General features: G+C 68.5%; 18 protein-coding genes. 14 read left to right on the forward strand and 4 right to left on the reverse strand.

The genetic code is table 11. The features are described 5' to 3' along the window. The first annotated feature begins 226 nt into the window (after positions 1-226). The 7 genes from ugpB to AVME950_RS07040 all read left to right on the forward strand — a co-directional run bounded on the left by ugpB (position 227) and on the right by AVME950_RS07040 (position 8,269). Complete coding sequence (gene ugpB / locus AVME950_RS07010; protein ID WP_272565484.1) at positions 227-1,537, forward strand: sn-glycerol-3-phosphate ABC transporter substrate-binding protein UgpB; 1,311 nt, start codon at positions 227-229, stop codon at positions 1,535-1,537. Between the two features lie 100 nt (positions 1,538-1,637). Further along, the gene (ugpA, locus tag AVME950_RS07015) at positions 1,638-2,519 is read left to right on the forward strand and encodes a sn-glycerol-3-phosphate ABC transporter permease UgpA (protein ID WP_284393763.1); all 882 of its coding nucleotides are present in this window, start codon (positions 1,638-1,640) and stop codon (positions 2,517-2,519) included. Between the two features lie 42 nt (positions 2,520-2,561). Beyond that, the gene (gene ugpE / locus AVME950_RS07020) at positions 2,562-3,413 is read left to right on the forward strand and encodes a sn-glycerol-3-phosphate ABC transporter permease UgpE (protein ID WP_284429245.1); all 852 of its coding nucleotides are present in this window, start codon (positions 2,562-2,564) and stop codon (positions 3,411-3,413) included. A gap of 42 nt (positions 3,414-3,455) precedes the next feature. Continuing rightward, positions 3,456-4,460 (forward strand): sn-glycerol-3-phosphate import ATP-binding protein UgpC, encoded by a 1,005-nt coding sequence (locus AVME950_RS07025; protein ID WP_284429246.1) that lies wholly within the window; start codon positions 3,456-3,458, stop codon positions 4,458-4,460. An 8-nt stretch (positions 4,461-4,468) separates the two neighbouring features. Beyond that, positions 4,469-4,831 carry a bleomycin resistance protein gene (locus AVME950_RS07030; RefSeq protein WP_284429247.1) on the forward strand — a complete coding sequence of 121 codons (363 nt, stop codon included), beginning with the start codon at positions 4,469-4,471 and terminating at the stop codon, positions 4,829-4,831. Positions 4,832-4,949: 118 nt separating this feature from the next. After that, positions 4,950-5,732: a glycerophosphodiester phosphodiesterase gene (ugpQ, locus tag AVME950_RS07035; protein ID WP_284429248.1), complete on the forward strand. Its 783-nt coding sequence runs from the start codon at positions 4,950-4,952 to the stop codon at positions 5,730-5,732. A 62-nt stretch (positions 5,733-5,794) separates the two neighbouring features. Beyond that, positions 5,795-8,269, forward strand: a complete 2,475-nt coding sequence (locus AVME950_RS07040; RefSeq protein WP_284429588.1) for a DUF3772 domain-containing protein — start codon at positions 5,795-5,797, stop codon at positions 8,267-8,269. A gap of 98 nt (positions 8,270-8,367) precedes the next feature. Here the strand turns inward: AVME950_RS07040 and AVME950_RS07045 are convergent, their stop codons facing one another. Further along, a complete protein-coding gene (locus tag AVME950_RS07045; protein ID WP_284429249.1) occupies positions 8,368-9,333 on the reverse strand; it encodes a Bug family tripartite tricarboxylate transporter substrate binding protein in 966 nt (321 codons plus the stop codon). Positions 9,334-9,491: 158 nt separating this feature from the next. Here AVME950_RS07045 and AVME950_RS07050 point away from each other — a divergent pair, with 158 nt between their 5' ends. Next, the gene (locus AVME950_RS07050; RefSeq protein WP_272565494.1) at positions 9,492-10,130 is read left to right on the forward strand and encodes a LysE family translocator; all 639 of its coding nucleotides are present in this window, start codon (positions 9,492-9,494) and stop codon (positions 10,128-10,130) included. A 28-nt stretch (positions 10,131-10,158) separates the two neighbouring features. Here the strand turns inward: AVME950_RS07050 and AVME950_RS07055 are convergent, their stop codons facing one another. Then, on the reverse strand, positions 10,159-10,434 hold the full coding sequence (locus tag AVME950_RS07055) for a hypothetical protein (RefSeq protein WP_272565495.1): 276 nt from the start codon (positions 10,432-10,434) through the stop codon (positions 10,159-10,161). Positions 10,435-10,507: 73 nt separating this feature from the next. Between AVME950_RS07055 and hemA the strand changes: the two genes are divergently transcribed. The 6 genes from hemA to paeA all read left to right on the forward strand — a co-directional run bounded on the left by hemA (position 10,508) and on the right by paeA (position 17,020). Continuing rightward, positions 10,508-11,806 (forward strand): glutamyl-tRNA reductase, encoded by a 1,299-nt coding sequence (gene hemA / locus AVME950_RS07060; RefSeq protein WP_272565496.1) that lies wholly within the window; start codon positions 10,508-10,510, stop codon positions 11,804-11,806. A gap of 102 nt (positions 11,807-11,908) precedes the next feature. Beyond that, entirely contained in the window at positions 11,909-12,991 is a 1,083-nt protein-coding gene (gene prfA / locus AVME950_RS07065) for a peptide chain release factor 1 (protein WP_284429250.1), read from the forward strand. A gap of 62 nt (positions 12,992-13,053) precedes the next feature. Then, entirely contained in the window at positions 13,054-13,902 is an 849-nt protein-coding gene (gene prmC / locus AVME950_RS07070) for a peptide chain release factor N(5)-glutamine methyltransferase (RefSeq protein ID WP_284429589.1), read from the forward strand. 172 nt (positions 13,903-14,074) lie between these two features. Next, the gene (grxD, locus tag AVME950_RS07075) at positions 14,075-14,401 is read left to right on the forward strand and encodes a Grx4 family monothiol glutaredoxin (protein ID WP_272565499.1); all 327 of its coding nucleotides are present in this window, start codon (positions 14,075-14,077) and stop codon (positions 14,399-14,401) included. Positions 14,402-14,558: 157 nt separating this feature from the next. After that, positions 14,559-15,566: an AAA family ATPase gene (locus tag AVME950_RS07080; RefSeq protein ID WP_284429251.1), complete on the forward strand. Its 1,008-nt coding sequence runs from the start codon at positions 14,559-14,561 to the stop codon at positions 15,564-15,566. Positions 15,567-15,691: 125 nt separating this feature from the next. Further along, entirely contained in the window at positions 15,692-17,020 is a 1,329-nt protein-coding gene (gene paeA, locus AVME950_RS07085) for a polyamine export protein PaeA (protein ID WP_272565502.1), read from the forward strand. A gap of 33 nt (positions 17,021-17,053) precedes the next feature. On the opposite strand, the gene AVME950_RS07090 is transcribed toward paeA, so the two are convergent. Together AVME950_RS07090 and AVME950_RS07095 are read right to left on the reverse strand one after the other, a co-directional pair. After that, on the reverse strand, positions 17,054-17,743 hold the full coding sequence (locus AVME950_RS07090) for a lytic transglycosylase domain-containing protein (protein ID WP_284408212.1): 690 nt from the start codon (positions 17,741-17,743) through the stop codon (positions 17,054-17,056). Beyond that, positions 17,740-19,482, reverse strand: a complete 1,743-nt coding sequence (locus AVME950_RS07095) for a proline--tRNA ligase (protein ID WP_284429252.1) — start codon at positions 19,480-19,482, stop codon at positions 17,740-17,742. The genes AVME950_RS07090 and AVME950_RS07095 overlap by 4 nt, the downstream gene beginning before the upstream one ends. Between the last annotated feature and the right edge of the window lie 74 nt (positions 19,483-19,556).

Below are 19,556 nucleotides of genomic sequence, written 5' to 3' on the forward strand. Positions count from 1 at the left end.
GCGGCACCAGTCGCCAAGGCGACTCCGGCCACCGCCGATCTGTCACGGAATTGTCACGAAATCGCCAGCGCTGGCGCCCGTTTGGCGGCCATGGCGGGCCCCTGCGCCGCGACGGGTTTCCCCGCTTGATCGCTGCGTGGGCCTATGCGACAACGACATATTCGTGTCACGAAATGCGTCCTACCATCGGCGCTTCGTGCATTTCGTATCGATTCGAGGAGTTTTCATGCAATTCAAGCACCTGGCGGCCGCTGCCGCCATCGCCGCTTCGCTCTGCGCCACGGCGCAGGCACAGACCGAGATCCAATGGTGGCATTCGATGACCGCGGTCAACGGCGAGTGGGTGAACGACCTGGCCAAGCAGTTCAACGAGAGCCAGAAGGAATACAAGATCGTGCCGACCTACAAGGGCACGTATGACGAATCCATGACGGCCTCCATCGCCGCCTTCCGTGCCGGCAACGCACCGCACATCCTGCAGGTGTTCGAAGTGGGCACGGCCACCATGATGGCCAGCAAGGGCGCCATCGTGCCCGTGGGCAAGGTGATGCAGGACGCAGGCGCGAAGTTCGACCCGGCCGCCTACATCCCCGCCGTGGCCGGCTACTACACGGCCCCCAACGGCCAGATGCTGAGCTTCCCGTTCAACAGCTCCACCACCATCTTCTACTTCAACAAGGACGCCTTTAAGGCGGCCGGCCTGCCCACCGACAAGGCACCTGCCACCTGGCCCGAAGTGGTCAACGCGGCGGCCAAGCTCAAGGCCTCGGGCCACAAGTGCCCGTTCACCACGGCCTGGCAGAACTGGACGCAGGTCGAGAGCTTCTCGGCCTGGCACAACGTGGAGTTCGCCAGCAAGTCCAACGGCCTGCAGGGCCTGGACGCGCGCCTCAAGGTCGATTCGCCCCTGCACGTGCGCCACATCGAGAACCTGGCCAACATGGCCAAGCAGGGCCTGTTCGTCTACAAGGGCCGCGGCAACGTGCCCGAGGCCAGCTTCGTGTCCGGCGAGTGCGCCATGATCAACACGTCGTCGGGCTTCTACGGCAACGTGGCCAAGAACGCCAAGTTCGCCTACGGCCTGGCTCCCCTGCCCTACTACCCCGACGTGCCCGGCGCACCGCAGAACACCGTGATCGGCGGCGCGAGCCTGTGGGTCATGGCCGGCAAGAAGCCTGCCGAATACAAGGGCGTGGCGCAGTTCTTCCAGTTCATCTCCACGCCCGAAGTGCAGTCCGCCAGCCACAAGCGCACCGGCTACCTGCCCGTCACCAAGGCCGCGTATGAGCTGACCGAGAAGTCGGGCTTTTACCAGCAGAATCCCGGCACCGACGTGGCCGTGACGCAGATGATCCGCAAGGTGACCGACAAGAGCCGCGGCATCCGCCTGGGCAACTACGTGCAGATCCGCGCAATCGAGGACGAAGAGCTCGAACAGGTGTGGTCCGGCAAGAAGACCGCCAAGGAAGCGCTGGACACGATCGTCAAGCGTGGAAACGAGCAACTGGAACGCTTCCAGAAGGCGAACAAGTCGTAATACGGCTTAAACTGACCGTTTCGCCAACCGTAAAAAGCAGATGGGTCATCCATCTGCTTTTTGCTTTGGGAAGCGCCGATTTCTCCCAACCTTCCGCCCCATGGAAAAACGCGTCCGTTTCAAATCTGCCTGGCTGCCCTGGCTGCTCATCGCGCCGCAGATGGCCATCATCCTGGTCTTCTTCTTCTGGCCTGCCAGCCAGGCGCTGGTGCAGTCGATGCAGCTGCAGGACGCCTTCGGAACCTCCACCGAATGGGTGGGCCTGGCCAACTTCCGCCAGCTCTTCAACGACGGCAGCTACGTGGAGTCGTTCAAGACCACGGCCATGTTCTCCGTGCTGGTGGCGGGCATCGGCATCAGCCTGTCGCTGATGCTGGCGATCTTCGCCGACCGCGTGGTCAAGGCGGCCATGTTCTACAAGACCATGCTGATCCTGCCCTACGCCGTCGCGCCCGCCGTGGCCGCGGTGCTGTGGGTGTTCATGTTCTCGCCGTCGCTCGGCGTGGTGGCCTACGGCCTGGAGAAGGTCGGCATCCACTGGAACCACCTGCTCGACTCGGGCCAGGCCATGACGCTGATCGTGATGGCTTCGGTGTGGAAGCAAATCTCCTACAACTTCCTGTTCTTCCTGGCCGGGCTGCAGTCGATCCCCAAGTCGCTCATCGAAGCTGCGGCCATCGACGGCGCGCGCCCGTGGCGCCGCTTCTGGACCATCCAGTTCCCGCTGCTGTCGCCCACCACGTTCTTCCTGCTGGTGATCAACGTGGTCTATGCCTTCTTCGACACCTTCGCCATCGTCGATGCGGCCACGCAGGGCGGCCCGGGCAAGGACACGGCCATCCTGGTCTACAAGGTCTATTACGACGGCTTCAAGGCCATGGACCTGGGCGGCTCGGCCGCGCAATCGGTGGTGCTGATGCTGATCGTCGTCGCGCTCACCGTGGTGCAGTTCCGCTATGTCGAAAAGAAAGTGAACTACTGATGCAACGCCCGATGCAATGCGTTTCCTCGATGGGGGCCGCCCATGGTTGAGCGCCGCCTGACCGCCGGCATCCTGGCCCATGTGATCATGGTGCTGGGCGTGCTGATCGTCGCCTTTCCGCTGTACCTGGCGTTCGTCGCCTCCACGCACACCGCGCAGGAGATCGTGCAGGCCCCCATGCCGCTGCTGCCCGGCAGCCACTTCTGGGAGACCTACAAGGCCGCCCTGTTCGGCCGCGACGCGGGCGCGGGCTCCACCGCCCCGGTGGCCCGCATGATGTGGGTCAGCCTGGTGTCGGCCCTGGTCATCACCTTCGGCAAGATCGCCATCTCGCTGCTGTCGGCCTTCGCGATCGTGTACTTCCGCTTTCCCTTCAAGGGCCTGTGCTTCTGGCTGATCTTCATCACGCTGATGCTGCCCGTGGAAGTGCGCATCGGCCCGACGTACCAGGTGGTGTCCGACCTCGGCATGCTCAACAGCTACGCGGGCCTGACCGTGCCGCTGATCGCATCGGCCACGGCCACGTTCCTGTTCCGCCAGTTCTTCCTGACCGTGCCCGACGAGCTGGTCGAGGCCGCACGCATGGACGGCGCGGGCCCGATGCGGTTCTTCAAGGACATCCTGATCCCGCTGTCCAAGACCTCGATCGCCGCCCTGTTCGTGATCCAGTTCATCTACGGCTGGAACCAGTACCTGTGGCCGCTGCTGGCCACCACGAGCGAAGACATGTACCCGGTGGTGATCGGCATCAAGCGCATGATCGCCGGCGGAGACGGCCAGAACGAATGGAACATCGTCATGGCAACGGCCATCCTGGCCATGCTGCCGCCGGCCGTGGTGGTGATGCTCATGCAGAAGTGGTTCGTCAAGGGCCTCGTGGACACCGAGAAATAACGGTCAACGACCACCGATCGATCTGACAAGAATCCCAAAGATATGGCATCCCTCTCGCTTCGCAACGTCATCAAGCGCTACGGCGCCGGCCCCAAGGCCAACCCGGTCATCCACGGCGTCAGCGCCGAAATCCAGGATGGCGAATTCATCGTGATCGTCGGCCCGTCGGGCTGCGGCAAATCCACCCTGCTGCGCATGGTCGCGGGCCTGGAAGAGATCAGCGGCGGCGAGATCGCCATCGGCCCGCGCGTGGTGAACAACCTCGAGCCCGCCGAGCGGGACATCGCCATGGTGTTCCAGAACTACGCGCTCTACCCGCACATGACGAACTTCGACAACATGGCCTACGGCCTGAAGATCGCCAAGGTGCCCAAGGACGAGATCAAGCGGCGCGTGGACAAGGCCGCCAAGATCCTGGAGCTGGGCCACCTGCTGGAGCGCAAGCCGCGCGAGCTGTCCGGCGGCCAGCGCCAGCGCGTGGCCATGGGGCGCGCCATCGTGCGCCAGCCGCAGGTGTTCCTGTTCGACGAGCCGCTGTCCAACCTGGATGCCAAGCTGCGCGCGCAGACCCGCCTGGAGATCCAGAAGCTGCACCGCGAACTGGGCATCACCAGCCTGTTCGTCACCCACGACCAGGTCGAGGCGATGACGCTCGCGCAGCGCATGATCGTCATGAACGGCGGCGTGATGGAGCAGTTCGGCACGCCCGAGGAGGTCTACCACTCGCCGGCTTCGACCTTCGTGGCCAGCTTCATCGGCTCGCCGCCCATGAACCTGCTCAAGAACGCGGAAGGTGGCAAGCAGGGCGCGATCCTCGGCATCCGCCCCGAGCACCTGGACATCGGCGCCACCGGCTGGGCCGTGCAGGTCGAGACCGTCGAGCTGCTGGGCGCCGAACGCCTGGTATACGCCCGCATGAACGGCGAATCCCTCATCGTGCGCGTGGAAGAAGGCACGCACTCGCCCCAGCCCGGCGACACCATCCACGTCGCGCCGCGCCCGTCGCGCCTGCACTGGTTCGACGCCGCCACCGGCAAGCGGATGTGAGCGACCCCGTGAGCCGCCCACCCGCGCCGGCCCGGCTCGTGCACGCGACCGTTCCCGTGCTGGCCTCGCTCGACCTGGACGAGAGCGCGGCCTTCTGCGCCGACCGGCTGGGGTTCATGCCCCTGCTGCGCACGGACGACTACCTCATCGCCGAGCGCGACGGCTGCGAACTGCATTTCTGGCTCTGCACCGAGCGCCACATCGCCGAGAACACCTCCTGCTACGTGCGGGGCGACACGCGCGCGCTGCATGCCGACTTCGCCGCGCGCGGCCTGGCCGTCGATCCCCCGCGCGAGCAGCCCTGGGGCATGCGCGAGCTGTACGTGATCGACCCGCACGGCAACCTGCTCAAGTTCGGCGAAAGCCTATGAAGCCCCCCGCAGTCGCCACCGGCGCCTGCGGGCGCGGCCTGCTCCGCGGCCATCGGTCGGCACGGGCCCGTGCCGGTTTCGAACGCCGCGACAGCATTCCCCACCCTCGTTCACTGACATGACCGCCCCTTCCGCTGCTGCTGCCGTTGCTCCTGCCGTTTCCGCGTCCGAATGGCCCTATCCCCGCTGGATCGCCCACCGCGGCGCCGGCAAGCTCGCGCCCGAGAACACGCTGGCCGCCTTCCGCCTGGGCGCGCACCACGGCTACCGCATGTTCGAATGCGACGCCAAGCTCAGCAGCGACGGCGTGCCCTTTTTGCTGCACGACGCCACGCTGGAACGCACCACCTGCGGCCGGGGCACGGCGGGCGAACAGGCCTGGAGCGACCTGTCGCGCCTGGACGCCGGTGCCTGGCATTCGCGCGCCCACGCCGGCGAGCCGCTGCCCACGCTGGACGCGGTGGCGCGCTTTTGCCGGGCCAACGGCCACCTGCTGAACATCGAGATCAAGCCCACGCCCGGCACCGAGGAAGAAACCGGCCGCGTGGTCGCCGCGCACGCCGCGCGCCTGTGGCAGGGCGCCGCGGTGCCGCCGCTGCTCACCTCGTTCCAGGTGCGCGCGCTGTCCGGTGCGCGCGACGCGGCGCCGCTGCTGCCGCGCGGCCTGCTGCTGGACACGCTGGGCGCCGGCTGGCTGGACACCGCGCAGCAGCTCGGCTGCGTGGCCATCGTCTGCAACCACGCGCTGTGGACCGCCGAGACCGTGGCCCAGGTGAAAGGCGCCGGGCTGCGCGCCTTGAGCTACACGGTGAACGACGAGTGGGCCGCGCAGCGCCTGATCGACCTGGGCACCGACGGCATCATCACCGACCGGGTGGACCTGTTCAGCCCGGGGCAGTGATACGCTTTCGGGTCCTTGTACGCACGGACTCGCCCTTGCTTCCTTCCTTTTTCAGAACCCTGCTGGCCGGCCTGCTCGTGGGCCTGGCCCTGTCCCACCCCGCGGCGGCGCAGGACCGGACCGCGGCGGCATCCGCCCCGGCCCCGGCCGCCAGCGCCACGGCCCCCCGGGCCGGCGATCCGGCCCCTCGTTCGGTGGACGACCTGCGCAAGCAGCTCGACGCCGTCCCGAAAAAGCTCGATCCGGACGACGACGGCCGCAAGCTCGTCAACGAGGTCTATGCCATCGGCACGGCCGCCGAGCAACTCGTCGCGCAGCGCACCGAAGCGCTGGCCGACCTGGACACGCGCCTGGCCGGGCTCGGCCCCTCGCCCGAGAAAGGCGCGCCCGCCGACTCCCCCGACGTGGCGCAGCAGCGGGCCGGACTGGCCAAGCAGCGCGCCGTCGTGGACGCCGACCTCAAGCTCGCCCGCCTCATCGTGGTCGATGCCGACCAGCGCAGCGCCGACCTCGTGCGCCAGCGCCGCCAGCAGTTCCAGGATGCGCTGACCGCCCGCATCGACTCGCCGCTGGGCCCCACCTACTGGCGCGCGCTGCGCAACGCCTGGCCCTCCGACACCGCCCGCCTGTCGATGCTGGCGGTCGAGATCCGCCAGGCCCTGGAGCGGGCGATGGAGCCCGCCCGGCGCGCCACCTTCCTCGGCAGCCTGGCCGGCGCGCTGCTGCTGGCCGTGCTGGGCAACTGGCTGGCCAAGCGCGTGCTGGTGCGCGTGGCCCCCACGCGGCTGCCGTCCGGGCGCCTGCGGCGCTCGCTGCTCGCGGCGGTGTCGGTCGTGGTGCACGTGCTGCTGATCGGGCTGGCGGCGCAACTGGCGCTCAGCGGCGTCGACGTGGGCGACAACCTCGGCGACCGGCTGCACGGCCTGGGCAGCACGGCGGTGCGCCTGGCCATCTTCGCCTCGTTCGCCATCGGCCTGGGGCACGCGCTGCTGTCGCGCCGGCGCAGCTCCTGGCGGCTGCCTTCGCTGTCGGACGACCTGGCGCGGCGGCTGAGCCCCTACCCCTGGTGGATCGCCCTGGTCGCCATCACCAGCGGGCTCATCACCGAAATCAACACCGCCGTGGGCGCCAGCCTCGCGGCCGAGGTGACGACGCAGGCGGTGACGGCGCTGCTGGTCGCGCTCATCGCCATCGCCTGCCTGCGCCACCTGCACACCCCGCGCACCACGGCCAAGGACGGCGCGGCGGACGGCGGCAGCGAGCCCGCCGAGGCCGCTGCCGCGCCCCCGCGCCCACTGTGGGTGGGCCTGCTCGTGGCCTGCGCGGGCTTCGCCTCGGTGGCGACCCTGGTGCTGGTGGCGCTGGGCTTCGTCGCCCTGGCCAGCACGCTGGCGCGGCAGATGGTGTGGAGCGCCATCGTCTTCGCCACCGCCTACCTGCTCTACCAGCTGGCCGACGACGTGTGCGAGGCCGTGCTGTCGTCCAAGGGCAGCTTCGGGCGCCGGCTGCATTCCGGCATGGGCATCGACGCGGGCCTGCTCGACCAGGCGGCCGTGCTGGGCTCGGGCGTGCTGCGCGTGGTGCTGTTCTTCTACATGGTGATCGCGCTGATGGCGCCGTTCGGCACCGGACCGGACGAGGTCTTCCGGCGCGGCAGCAGCCTCAACAACGGCCTGCAGGTGGGCAACTTCGCGCTCGCGCCCCAGGCCCTGCTCACCGCGCTGGCCGTGGTGGCGGCGGGGTTCGTGGCCATCCGCGTGCTCAAGCGCTGGCTGAGCGACCGCTACTTTCCCAACACGTCGCTCGAGCCCGGCATGCGCAGCTCCATCGTCTCGCTGCTGGGCTACGTGGGCGGCGTGCTGGTGGTGGCCGCGGCGCTGGCGGCGCTGGGCATCAGCGTGGAGCGCATCGCCTGGGTGGCCAGCGCGCTGTCGGTGGGGATCGGCTTCGGGCTGCAGGCCATCGTGCAGAACTTCATCTCGGGCCTGATCCTGCTGGCCGAGCGGCCGGTGAAGGTGGGCGACTGGGTGGTGCTGGGCGACACCGAGGGCGACGTGCGCCGCGTGAACGTGCGCGCCACCGAGATCCAGCTGGGCGACCGGTCCACCGTGATCGTGCCCAACTCGGAGTTCATCACCAAGACCGTGCGCAACATGACGCTGACCGGCGCGCCGGGCCGCGTGCTGCTGCGCCTGCCCGCGCCGCTGGACACCGATGCGCAGCGCATGCGCGAGGTGATCCTGCAGGCCTTCCACGCCCACGAAGGGATCATGGAAGACCCCGAACCCATCGTGCAGCTCGAAGGCATCCTGAACGGCACGCTCACCTTCCTGGCCATCGGCTATGTGAGCAATCCGCGCAACTCGGGCGGGGTGCGCAGCGACCTGCTTTTCACCATCCTGGACAACCTGCGCGGCGCGGGCCTGGCGCTGTCGCCGCCGGCGACCACGTCGCTCACCCACCCCACGCCGACCTCGCCGACCGTGGCGGTGCCGCAGCCGCAGGGCGGCAACGCGCCGGGCACGACGGTGGTCTGACCGGGGCGCGGCCACCCCGGCCGCAGCGATTCGCTATAAATTCAATAGCGCAATGCCTTAGTGGAATATGTGCCGGAGGCCGATTGGGCTCGAAAGCCTCAATCCAGCTTCGCACCCGACTGCGCCACGGCGGTGGCCCAGCGTGGCATCTCGGTCGCGAGGAAGGCCGCAAAGGCGTCCGCCCCCAGGAAGGCCGGATCGGCGCCCTGCGACACCATGCGCTCGCGCACCTCGGGCGACTGCAGCACCTGGCCGAACGCATCGCTCAGCTTGGCGACCACGTCCTTGGGCGTGCCGGCCGGCGCGAGAAAGCCGTAGAAGCCCACCACCTCGAAGCCCTTGAGCCCGCTTTCGATCGCCGTGGGCACGTCCGGCAGCGCCGGGTTGCGCTGCCGGCTGGTCACGGCCAGGGCGCGCACCTTGCCCTGCTTGTGGTACGCGGCCGCCTGCGGAATGCTCTCGGCCATGAACTGCACCTGGCCGGCCATCAGGTCGGTGAAGGCCGGGGCGCTGCCGCGGTACGGGATGTGCACCATGAACAGGCCCGTGGCCGTCTTGAACATCTCCGGCACCAGGTGGCTGATGCCGCCGTTGCCCGCCGAGCCGAAGTTGACCTGGCCCGGCTTGGCCCGTGCGTACTGGATGAATTCGGGCAGCGTCTTCGCCGGCAGCTTCGGGTTGACCAGCAGCGCGAGCGGCTGCATGGCGGTGCGCGCGACGGGCGTGAAATCCTTGAGCGTCTGGTAGGGCAGCCGGCTGTAGAGCGCCGGGTTGATCACCATCACGCCGGTGTTGGCCAGCATCAGCGTGTGGCCGTCGGGCGGTGCCTTCATCACGTCCTGCGCGCCGACGGTGCCGCCCGCGCCCGACTTGTAGTCCACCACCACGGGCTGGCCGAGCACGGCCTGCAGCTTGTCGGTGAGCAGGCGGGCGTGCTGGTCCAGCGGCCCGCCCGCTGGAAAGCCGATCACGATGCGGATGGGCCGGGAGGGAAAGCCCTGGGCCAGGGCGGCCACGGACAGGCAGGCCAGGGTGGCGGCCGCCAGGCAGTTGCGCAGGCGCATGCGAAAGTCTCCTTCTTTTGTGTCTGGATGGGATCAGCCGCAGCTTAGGGCCGGCCTGCATCGCCCGGCACGGGGTCTTACCCGCAAAAGCCCCCTTCACGGCAGGCCCTGCTCGGCGAAAATACCCGCTTGTCCGCCGCCTCTGAAAGCCCCTCACCATGACCCTCGCCCACTGGCTCGTTTTCTGCGGCGTTTCGCTGCTGATGTGCTTCACCCCCGGCCCGGCCGTGCTGCTGGCGGTGTCGAACTCGGTGGATGTCGGGGCGCGGCGCACGGCGTTCAGCTCGCTCGGCAGCTCGGCCGGCATCTTCGCCGTCTCGGGCCTCGCGATGGTCGGCATGGGCACCATCCTCAGCCTGTCGGCGAACGCGTTCCTGGTGATGAAGGTCGTCGGCGCGCTGTACCTGATCTGGCTGGGCATCAAGCGCTGGCGCAGCCAGGACGCGCTGATCGCCAGCGATGCCGGCCTGGCGCCCGCCCAGCGGCGCGAGCGCAAGAACTGGCAGCTGGTGGCGCAGGGGCTGGGCGTGTCGCTGACCAACCCCAAGGCCATCCTGTTCTTCTCGGCCCTGTTCCCGCAGTTCATCGTGCCCGGCGAGCCGCTGTTCACGCAGTATCTGCTGCTGACCACGACGTTCGCCGTCTGCGCGTTGATCTCGCACGCCTTCTACGTGGTGCTGATCTCGCTGGTGAAGGGCCACGTGGTGGCGCGCGCCAAGCTGTTCAACCGCATCGTGGGCGGCACCTTCATGGCGCTGGGCGTGGGCCTGCTGCAGACCCGGCACAAGCTGGGCTGAGGGCCCGGGCCTTCCGGGCGCGCCTTTCTCAGCGCCAGCCGCGCAGCAGCACCCACTGCGCGGTCGCGCAGCCCACCGCCAGCGCCGCGTAGGTGAGCATCTTTCCGTCGCGTCCCCACCACGCCAGACCGGCCGCGAGGACGAGGCAGCCCACCCCGAACAGCACGCCCAGCTGGGCCAGCGTTCCACGCGTGGCCGCCCGCTTTCGCAGGAAGACCTTGCAGCCGGCGACCAGCAGCAGCGCCACGGCGAACGCGGGCAGCACGAAATTCAGCAGATGGTTGACGGCGGACAAAGCATCCATGGACATGACCCAGATCAAGACTATTACAGGCATAGCCCCCTGCATCGGGCCGGCAATTTTATAATCGCCGCTTATGGCAGTCTGGGCCCTTGGCATCAACCACACGACCGCGCCGCTCGATCTGCGCGGTCGTTTTGCGTTCGCGCTCGATCAGATCGCGCCCACGCTGCAGGGTTTGCGCCAGTCGCTGGGCGGCGCCAGCCGCCATCCCAGCGTCGAGACGGCCATCATCTCCACCTGCAACCGCACCGAAATCTACTGCGCCGGCAATGAATCCGCGCTGGACCACACGCTGGGCTGGCTCGCCCAGAGCGGCGGCGTCAGCCCCGCGCTGCTGCGCTCGCACTCCTACGCGCTGGAAGACGGCCTGGTGGCCCGCCATGCCTTCCGCGTGGCCAGCGGGCTCGATTCCATGGTGCTGGGCGAGGCGCAGATCCTCGGCCAGATGAAGGACGCCGTGCGCGCCGCCGAAACCGCCGGCGCGCTGGGCACCACGCTCAACCAGCTCTTTCAGCGCAGCTTCGCCGTCGCCAAGGAAGTGCGCACCAGCACCGAGATCGGCGCCCACAGCATCAGCATGGCGGCCGCAGCCGTGCGGCTGGCCGGCCAGCTGTTCGAGGACCTGTCCGAGATCCGCGTGCTGTTCGTCGGCGCGGGCGAGATGATCGAGCTGGCCGCCACCCACTTCGCCGCCAAGAACCCCAAGGCCATCGCCGTCGCCAACCGCACGCTGGAGCGCGGCGAAAAGCTCGCCACGCGCTTCGGCGGCGAGGTCATGCGCCTGGCCGACCTGCCCGACCGCCTGCACGAGTTCGACGCCGTGGTGAGCTGCACCGCCAGCAGCCTGCCCATCATCGGCCTGGGCGCCGTGGAGCGCGCACTGAAAAAGCGGCGCCACCGCCCCATGTTCATGGTCGACCTGGCGGTCCCGCGCGACATCGAGCCCGAGGTCAAGGCGCTGGAGGACATCTACCTCTACACCGTGGACGACCTGGCCGGCGTGGTGCAGACCGCCCAGGCGCACCGCCAGGCCGCCGTGGCCCAGGCCGAGGCCATCATCGACGCGGGCGTGCAGAGCTTCATGCACTGGATGGACCAGCGCAGCCCCACCGGCGGCGTGGTGCCGCTGATCCAGCAGCTCAACGCCCAGACCGACGAGTGGCGCGCGCTGGAGATCGCCCGCGCCAAGAAGCTCCTGGCCAAGGGCGAGGACATGGACGCAGTGCTGGAGGCCCTGTCGCGCGGCCTCACGCAGAAGATGCTGCACGGCACCCTGGCCGAACTGCGGGCCGGCGACGCCGAGACCCGCGCCCAGACGGCCCAGACCGTCTCGCGACTGTTCCTGCGCTCGCAAAGCAAGACCGGCCTGTAGCGACGCGGCTGCGCGGCCTGCCACCAGGCCAAAAACGCCTCCAGCGCAAATTCCACTAGCGCTATCAGCTACAAAAACCGTAGCAATTTCTTTCCCCCGACGATGAAGCCCTTTCTCAGAACCCAGCTCGAGCGCTATGCGCAGCGCCTTGAAGAGCTCGACTTCCTGCTCTCGCGCGAGGACATCATGTCCGACATGGCGCAGTACCGCATCATCTCCCGCGAGCACGCCGAGGTCACGCAGATCGCCGGCCGCTACGCTCGCCACCAGCAGCGCGAGGCCGACCTGGCCGGCGCCCGCGAGATGCTCGCCGACCCCGACATGGCCGAGATGGCGCAGGAGGAGATCGCCGCCGCCGAAGCCGAGCTGGCGCAGCTGGAAGAAGAGCTGCAGCGCCTGCTGCTGCCCAAGGACCCCGACGATGCCCGCAATGCCTTCCTCGAAATCCGCGCGGGCACGGGCGGCGACGAGTCGGCCCTGTTCGCAGGCGACCTGGCGCGCATGTACACCCGCTATGCCGCCAACGTGGGCTGGAAGATCGAGATCCTGAGCGCCAACGAGAACGAGATCGGCGGCTACAAGGAAGTGGTGCTGCGCGTGGAGGCCGACGGCGCCTACGGCGCGCTGCGCTTCGAATCCGGCGGCCACCGCGTGCAGCGCGTGCCCGCCACCGAGACGCAGGGCCGCATCCACACCAGCGCCTGCACCGTGGCCGTGATGCCCGAGCCCGACGAGCACCAGGCCATCACCCTGAACCCCGCCGACCTGCGCATCGACACCTTCCGCGCCAGCGGCGCCGGCGGCCAGCACATCAACAAGACCGACTCGGCCGTGCGCGTGGTCCACCTGCCCACCGGCATCGTGGCCGAATGCCAGGACGGGCGCAGCCAGCACAGCAACAAGGCCAAGGCCCTGCAGGTGCTGCAGGCGCGCATCCAGGAAAAGGAGCGCAGCGAGCGCGCCGCCAAGGAGGCTGCCCTGCGCAAGGGCCTGATCGGCTCGGGCGACCGCAGCGACCGCATCCGCACCTACAACTTCCCGCAGGGGCGCCTGACCGACCACCGCATCAACCTCACGCTCTACAAGCTGCTGGCCATCATGGAAGGCGACCTTGCCGACGTGCTGGACGCCCTGCGCCACGCGCGCGAGGCCGAGCAACTGGCCGAGCTGGAAACCACGGCCTGATCGGTTTCCAGCCCAACCACCCCGATGCCGAAGGATTCATTGCCTTGAATGCTACCAATTCAATAGCAAATGCCTCGCCGACCCTGGCCCAGGCGCTGGGCCAGGCCCACACCCTGGGGCTGGCACGCATCGACGCCCAGCTGCTGCTGCTGCACGCGCTCGGCCGCCCCGAGGCCGGCCGCGCCTGGCTGCTGGCGCACGACACCGACGCCGTGCCCCCGCCGGCGATGGACGCCTTCCTGGCGCTGTGCCGGCGCCGCGCGGCCGGCGAGCCGGTGGCCTACCTGACGGGCCGCAAGGCGTTCTACGGCCTGGCGCTGCAGGTCGATGCCCGCGTGCTGGACCCGCGACCGGACACCGAAACCCTGGTGGACTGGGCGCTGCAGGTGCTCCAGCCCATCGCCGCCCCGCGCGTGGCCGACCTGGGCACCGGCAGCGGCGCCATCGCCCTTGCCTTGCAGCACCAGCGGCCCGACGCGCAGGTGCTGGCGGTCGATGCCAGCGCCCAGGCCTTGCAGGTCGCCCGGGCCAATGCCGAGCGGCTGGGCCTGCCGGTGCGCTTCGCCGAAGGCGACTGGCTCGCGGGCCTGAGCGGCAGCGCGGGATTCGATGCCATCGTCTCCAACCCTCCCTACATCGCGGCGGACGACCCGCACCTGGCGGCGCTCGTCCATGAGCCCCTGAACGCACTGGCCAGCGGCGCGGACGGCCTGGACGACATCCGCACCATTTCGGTGCAGGCGCCGGCCCATCTGGTGCCCGGCGGCTGGCTGCTGCTGGAGCACGGCTGGGACCAGGCCGAGGCCGTGCAGGCGCTGCTGCGCCAGGCCGGCTTCACCGAGGTGCAAAGCCGCACCGATCTGGCCGGGCATGCGCGCTGCACCGGCGGCCGCCGCCCGCCCGCGCCGTGATGCGATCCACCCCCCGGCCGCCGGCACTGGAAAGCGCCCGCGGCGCCCCCATGTGGAGCCTGCGCACCACCGCCAGGGCATGCCGCGGATCACTGCGGCGCCCACCGGCCTTCGCCGACAGTGAAATAATCACGCCTTGCCGCCGATCCACGGCCACTTTCAGGAGCAACTCATGAGCGACACCCAGCAACGCATCGACGCCCTCGTCAAATCCAACGACATCCTGCTGTTCATGAAGGGCAGCGCGAGTTTTCCGATGTGCGGCTTCTCGGGCCGCGCGATCCAGCTCCTGAAGGCCTGCGGCGTGGACCCCAAGAGCGTGGCCACGGTGAACGTGCTGGACGACCCGGAGATCCGCCAGGGCATCAAGGAATACAGCAGCTGGCCCACCATCCCGCAGCTCTACGTGAAGGGCGAATTCATCGGCGGCTCGGACATCATGATGGAGATGTACGAGTCGGGCGAACTCAAGCAGGTGCTGGGCACGCAGGGCGAGTGACGCCGGCAGCCCCGGCGGCTGCATCGACCGAAGGCCGCCCCCGGGCGGCCTTTTGCATGGGAACAACAGGGGCGGGTTGACGGGGTTTTTCCGCCGTTGAGACCGGGCATGTTGTGTGCTTGAATGGGTGCGTGACTTCCTCACACAGGAGCGCGCCATGACGACACAAAGCCTTGTTCCGCAAACGCCGGCCCTGAGCCTGCCGGTGGCCCAGTTGCGCAACGTGTTCCACCCCTGCGACGTCGAGCGCAAGCTCACGCGGCTGCAGGACGGCGGCAGCCAGCGCGAATACGAGAATCTGCGCGCGGTGTACGAACGCATGCTGGAACGCGGGCCCGAACGCTTCCAGGTCAAGCCTTCCGGCGTGCCGGACATGGCCCATCTCTATGACCAGTTGCCCAACTTCACCGACGTCCTCGACGATGTGAAGCGCCACGTGGCCCTGGCGCAGGACAGCCGCGACGGGCTCGAAGTCACGCCCATGCTGCTGCTGGGCCCGCCCGGTATCGGCAAGACCCACTTCGCGCGGCACCTGGCCGAGCTGCTCGGCACCGGCATGAACCTCGTGCCCATGAGTTCGATGACCGCCGGCTGGCTGCTGTCGGGCTCGTCCTCGCAGTGGAAGGGCGCGCGGCCCGGCAAGGTGTTCGAGGCGCTGGTGGAGGGCGAATACGCCAACCCCGTCATCGTCGTGGACGAGATCGACAAGGCCGCAAGCGACGCGCAGTACGACCCGCTGGGCGCGCTGTATGGCCTGCTGGAGCACGACACGGCGCAGAGCTTCACCGACGAGTTCGCCGAGGTCGCCATCGACGCGAGCCAGGTCATCTGGATCACCACCGCCAACGACGAGCGCGGCATCCCCGACCCCATCCTCAACCGCATGAACGTGTTCGAGGTGCAGGCGCCCACGCCGGAGCAGGCCCGCGCCATTGCGCGCAACCTCTACCAGGGCATCCGCAACGGCCACGACTGGGGCCGCATGCTCGACCCCGAGCCGCAGTCCGACGTGCTGGACGTGCTCGCGCAGATGCCCCCGCGCGAAATGCGCCGCGCCCTGATGACGGGCTTCGGCAACGCGCGCCTGCAGCACCGCAGCGCGGTTGAAGTGGGCGACCTGCCGCGCAGCGCAGGCGGCAAATCGCGCATCGGCTTCCTGCAGTGAAGTAGCCCCCGCCGCCCTCGCCGCTCGCTCGCATCCCCTGCGTGCGGGCGAGCGAAGGCGCGCGGCAGGGCGGCTACACTCGGCACGCTGGCGCACAGCACGATCATGGCGGCGCCTGCCGTCCCATGACCCTGTCCCAAAGTCTCTTCGTTATCGGCCTCCTCATCGTGGCCAGCGCGTTCTTCTCCATCGCGGAAATCTCCCTGGCGGCTTCGCGCCGCCTGCGCTTGCGCCAGATGGCCGACGAAGGCGACACCCGCGCCGACCGCGTCATGCGCATGCAGGAGCAGCCCGGCGACTATTTCACCGTGGTGCAGGTGGGCCAGAACGCCGTCGCCATCCTGGGCGGCATCGTGGGCGAAGGCGCGCTCAGCCCCCATTTCACCGAACTGTTCGCCTACTGGCTGAGCAACGCACGCGCGGAGACCGCGGGCTTCCTGGCGTCGTTCACCATCATCACCTCGCTGTTCATCCTGCTGGCCGACCTGTTTCCCAAGCGGCTGGGCATGGCCAATCCCGAACGCCTGGCCCTGCGCGTGTCGGCGCCGATGAAGCTGCTGATGACCGTGCTGCGGCCCGTGGTCTGGCTCTACAGCCGCAGCGCGGACCTGCTGTTCCGCATGCTGGGGCTGTCGTCGCTGCGGGACGACCGGGTCACCTCCGACGACATCCTGGCCATGATGGAGGCCGGTGCCCGCGCTGGCGTGCTGGCCGCGCGGGAGCAGCAGGTGATCGAGAACGTGTTCGAGCTGGACACGCGCACTGTCGGCAGCGCCATGTCGCAGCGCGACCGCATCGCGTACTTCCTGCGCGACGATCCCGATACCGTGATCCGAGCGCGCATCGCGGAAGAGCCCTTCTCGACCTATCCCGTGTGCGACGGCGACATCGACCACGTGGTCGGCTACGTGGACGCCAAGGACCTCTTCCAGCGCGTGCTCAACAACCAGCCCATCTCGCTGGCCGACGAGGGCCTGGTGCGCAAGGTGCTCATCGTGCCGGACCGGCTGTCCCTGTCCGAAGTGCTGGAGCAGTTTCGCCAGGTGCACGAAGACTTTGCGGTCATCGTGAACGAATACAGCCTGGTGGTGGGTGTCGTCACCCTGAACGACGTGATGAGCACCGTGATGGGCGACCTCGTCATGGGCCCGGCGGACGAGGAGCAGATCGTGCGCCGCGACGAGAACTCCTGGCTCATCGACGGCGTCACCCCGGTCGAAGACGTGCTGCGCGCACTGAACCTGGACGAACTGCCCCACGCCGAAGAGTACGAAACGCTGGCCGGCTTCCTCATGGTGATGCTGCGCCGCGTGCCCCGGCGCACCGACAGCGTGAACTGGGGCGGCTACAAGTTCGAGGTGCTGGACGTGGACAGCTACCGCATCGACCAGATCATGGTGTCGCGGCTGCAGGATGCGAACGGCGTGCCCATCGCCGCGGCCAGCGCCATCTGAGGGCGGCGGCACCCAGGAGGCCCCACCGGGCGGCTATCCACCGGCCGGTGCGAGGCCCTCGGCTGCGGTGGTGATGCGGTCCTGGAACACCCAGTTGCGCTGCGCAGCGAACACCGCGTCGGGGTACTGCGGCCGGCCGCGGCTGCCGTTGTAGCGGCCCAGCGTCATGAACAGATCGCCACGCTCCCGGTCCAGGTAGTGGCGCAGGATCACGCAGCCGAAGCGCAGGTTGGTCTGCATATGAAACAGCTTGCCCGGATCGCCGTCGCCGATCACTCGCGTCCAGAAAGGCATCACCTGCATGTAGCCCCGCGCGCCCACGCTGGACACGGCGAACTTGCGGAATGCGCTTTCGACCTGCACCAGGCCAAGCACCAGCGACACATCCAGCCCTGCCCGCTTGGACTCGTACCAGACGGTCTGCAGGAAATCCCGGCGTACCTCCCAATCCGGCTTGCGGCGGCGCAGCCGGTCACTCATGGTGCCCAGCCAGCGCAGGTAGTGCAGCCGCGCTTCCGTCGTGCCGAACTGGGGCTCGGGCGGCGCCTGATTGAGCACTGCGGAACTCAAGGCAGTGCGCACGGAGTCGATCAGGGGTTCTTCCAGTTGCCCCCCGGCATGGGCGGCCTGGGGGGCCGCCAGCCAGGCCGCCGGCCCGGCGGACAAGGACACCAGACAGGCCCGGCGCGAAACCGCCCCGGCCTCGCCTTTCATCGCGCTCATGGTGTCAGCCGGCCCTTGATGTGCGCCAGGATGTCGGCCGTGGCGACCTTGGTCGCGGTGGTATCGCGGCGGTGCTGGTATTCCAGCTGGCCTTCCTTGAGCCCACGGTCGGAGATCACCACGCGGTGCGGCACGCCGATCAGCTCCCAGTCGGCGAACATCGCGCCCGGGCGCTCGCCGCGGTCATCCAGCAGCACGTCCACGCCGGCCGCCAGCAGATCGCGGTAGAGCTGTTCGGCCGCGGCCTTGACCTCCGCGCTGCGGTCCATGCCGATCGGGCACACCACCACCGTGAAGGGGGCGATGGCATCGGGCCAGATGATGCCGCGGTCGTCGTGGTTCTGTTCGATGGCGGCGGCCGGCAGGCGGGTGATGCCGATGCCGTAGCAGCCCATCTCGAAGAATGCGGGCTTGCCATCCTCGCCCAGGAAGGTCGCATTCATGGCTTTGCTGTACTTGGTCCCGAGGTAGAACACATGGCCGACTTCGATGCCGCGCTCGATGGCGAGTTCACCCTGGCCGTCCGGCGAGCGGTCGCCCGCCACGACGTTGCGCAGGTCGGCCACCACCTCGGGCTCCGGCAGATCGCGACCCCAGTTCACGCCCGTCATGTGGAAGTCGATCGCATTGGCGCCGCAGATCCAGTCGGCCATCACGGCCACTTCGCGGTCCACCACCAGCTTCACCGGCTTTTGCAACTGCAGCGGGCCCAGATAGCCCGGCTTGCAGCCGAAGTGGTCTTCGATCTCGCCCACGGTGGCAAAACGGAAACCCGCCAGGCCCGGCACCTTGGACACCTTGATCTCGTTCATGTCGTGGTCGCCGCGCAGCAGCAGCAGCCAGACCTGCGTCTTGACGATCTCGCCGGCCTCGTTGGTCTCGTCGGTGGCGAGCACCAGGGACTTCACGGTGGTCTGCAACGCCACGCCCAGCAGTTGCGCCACATCCGCGCAGGTGCTCTTGCCCGGCGTGGGCGTCCTGGCCAGGGCATGGGCTGCCGCAGGACGCGGGCCTGCCGGAGCCAGCGCCTCGGCCTTTTCCATGTTCGCGGCGTAGTCGCTCTGGGGGCAGTAGACGATCGCGTCCTCGCCCGTGGCAGCAATCACCTGGAATTCCTCGCTCAGGTCGCCGCCGATCGCGCCGCTGTCCGCGGCCACGGCCCGGTAGGTCAGGCCGAAGCGGTCGAAAATGCGGCGGTAGGCCTGGGCCATCACCTGATAGCTGGCCTTGGCGGCCTCCTGGTCGCGGTCGAAGGAGTAGGCGTCCTTCATGATGAACTCGCGGCCCCGCATCAGCCCGAAACGCGGGCGACGCTCGTCGCGGAACTTGGTCTGGATCTGGTACAGGTTCTTGGGCAGTTGCTTGTAGCTGCGCAGTTCCTGACGGGCGATGTCAGTGACCACTTCTTCGCTCGTGGGCTGGATCACGAAATCGCGCCCGTGCCGGTCCTGGATGCGCAGCAGTTCCGGGCCCATCTTGTCGAAGCGGCCGGTTTCCTGCCAGAACTCCGCCGGCTGCACCACGGGCATGGCGACCTCGACGGCGCCGGCCCGGTTCATTTCTTCCCGCACGATGGCCTCCACCTTGCGGATGACGCGCAGTCCCATGGGCATGTAGTTGTAGATGCCCGCCCCCAGCTTCTTGATGAGGCCCGCCCGCGTCATGAGCTTGTGGCTGACCACTTCCGCATCGGCCGGGGCTTCCTTGAGGGTGGAGACGAAGAATTGGGACGCTTTCATTGGGGGGATTTCATGCAATTGCGCCCGGTCTGCTTGCTGCGCACAAGGCGCCGTGCATAATGGTCACAGTTTAA

The organism is Acidovorax sp. SUPP950, assembly GCF_030158935.1.
In the GTDB taxonomy this organism is placed as follows: Bacteria; Pseudomonadota; Gammaproteobacteria; order Burkholderiales; family Burkholderiaceae_C; genus Paracidovorax.

Coding starts and splice junctions, on each gene's coding strand:
- paeA (WP_272565502.1), top strand. CDS start 15,692: ATGACCCTGTCCCAAAGTCTCTTCGTTATCGGCCTCCTCATCGTGGCC.
- prfA (WP_284429250.1), top strand. CDS start 11,909: ATGAAGCCCTTTCTCAGAACCCAGCTCGAGCGCTATGCGCAGCGCCTT.
- ugpB (WP_272565484.1), top strand. CDS start 227: ATGCAATTCAAGCACCTGGCGGCCGCTGCCGCCATCGCCGCTTCGCTC.
- AVME950_RS07080 (WP_284429251.1), top strand. CDS start 14,559: ATGACGACACAAAGCCTTGTTCCGCAAACGCCGGCCCTGAGCCTGCCG.
- ugpQ (WP_284429248.1), top strand. CDS start 4,950: ATGACCGCCCCTTCCGCTGCTGCTGCCGTTGCTCCTGCCGTTTCCGCG.
- AVME950_RS07095 (WP_284429252.1), bottom strand. CDS start 19,482: ATGAAAGCGTCCCAATTCTTCGTCTCCACCCTCAAGGAAGCCCCGGCC.
- grxD (WP_272565499.1), top strand. CDS start 14,075: ATGAGCGACACCCAGCAACGCATCGACGCCCTCGTCAAATCCAACGAC.
- AVME950_RS07050 (WP_272565494.1), top strand. CDS start 9,492: ATGACCCTCGCCCACTGGCTCGTTTTCTGCGGCGTTTCGCTGCTGATG.
- AVME950_RS07045 (WP_284429249.1), bottom strand. CDS start 9,333: ATGCGCCTGCGCAACTGCCTGGCGGCCGCCACCCTGGCCTGCCTGTCC.
- ugpE (WP_284429245.1), top strand. CDS start 2,562: ATGGTTGAGCGCCGCCTGACCGCCGGCATCCTGGCCCATGTGATCATG.
- AVME950_RS07055 (WP_272565495.1), bottom strand. CDS start 10,434: ATGGATGCTTTGTCCGCCGTCAACCATCTGCTGAATTTCGTGCTGCCC.
- AVME950_RS07025 (WP_284429246.1), top strand. CDS start 3,456: ATGGCATCCCTCTCGCTTCGCAACGTCATCAAGCGCTACGGCGCCGGC.
- hemA (WP_272565496.1), top strand. CDS start 10,508: ATGGCAGTCTGGGCCCTTGGCATCAACCACACGACCGCGCCGCTCGAT.
- AVME950_RS07090 (WP_284408212.1), bottom strand. CDS start 17,743: ATGAGCGCGATGAAAGGCGAGGCCGGGGCGGTTTCGCGCCGGGCCTGT.
- ugpA (WP_284393763.1), top strand. CDS start 1,638: ATGGAAAAACGCGTCCGTTTCAAATCTGCCTGGCTGCCCTGGCTGCTC.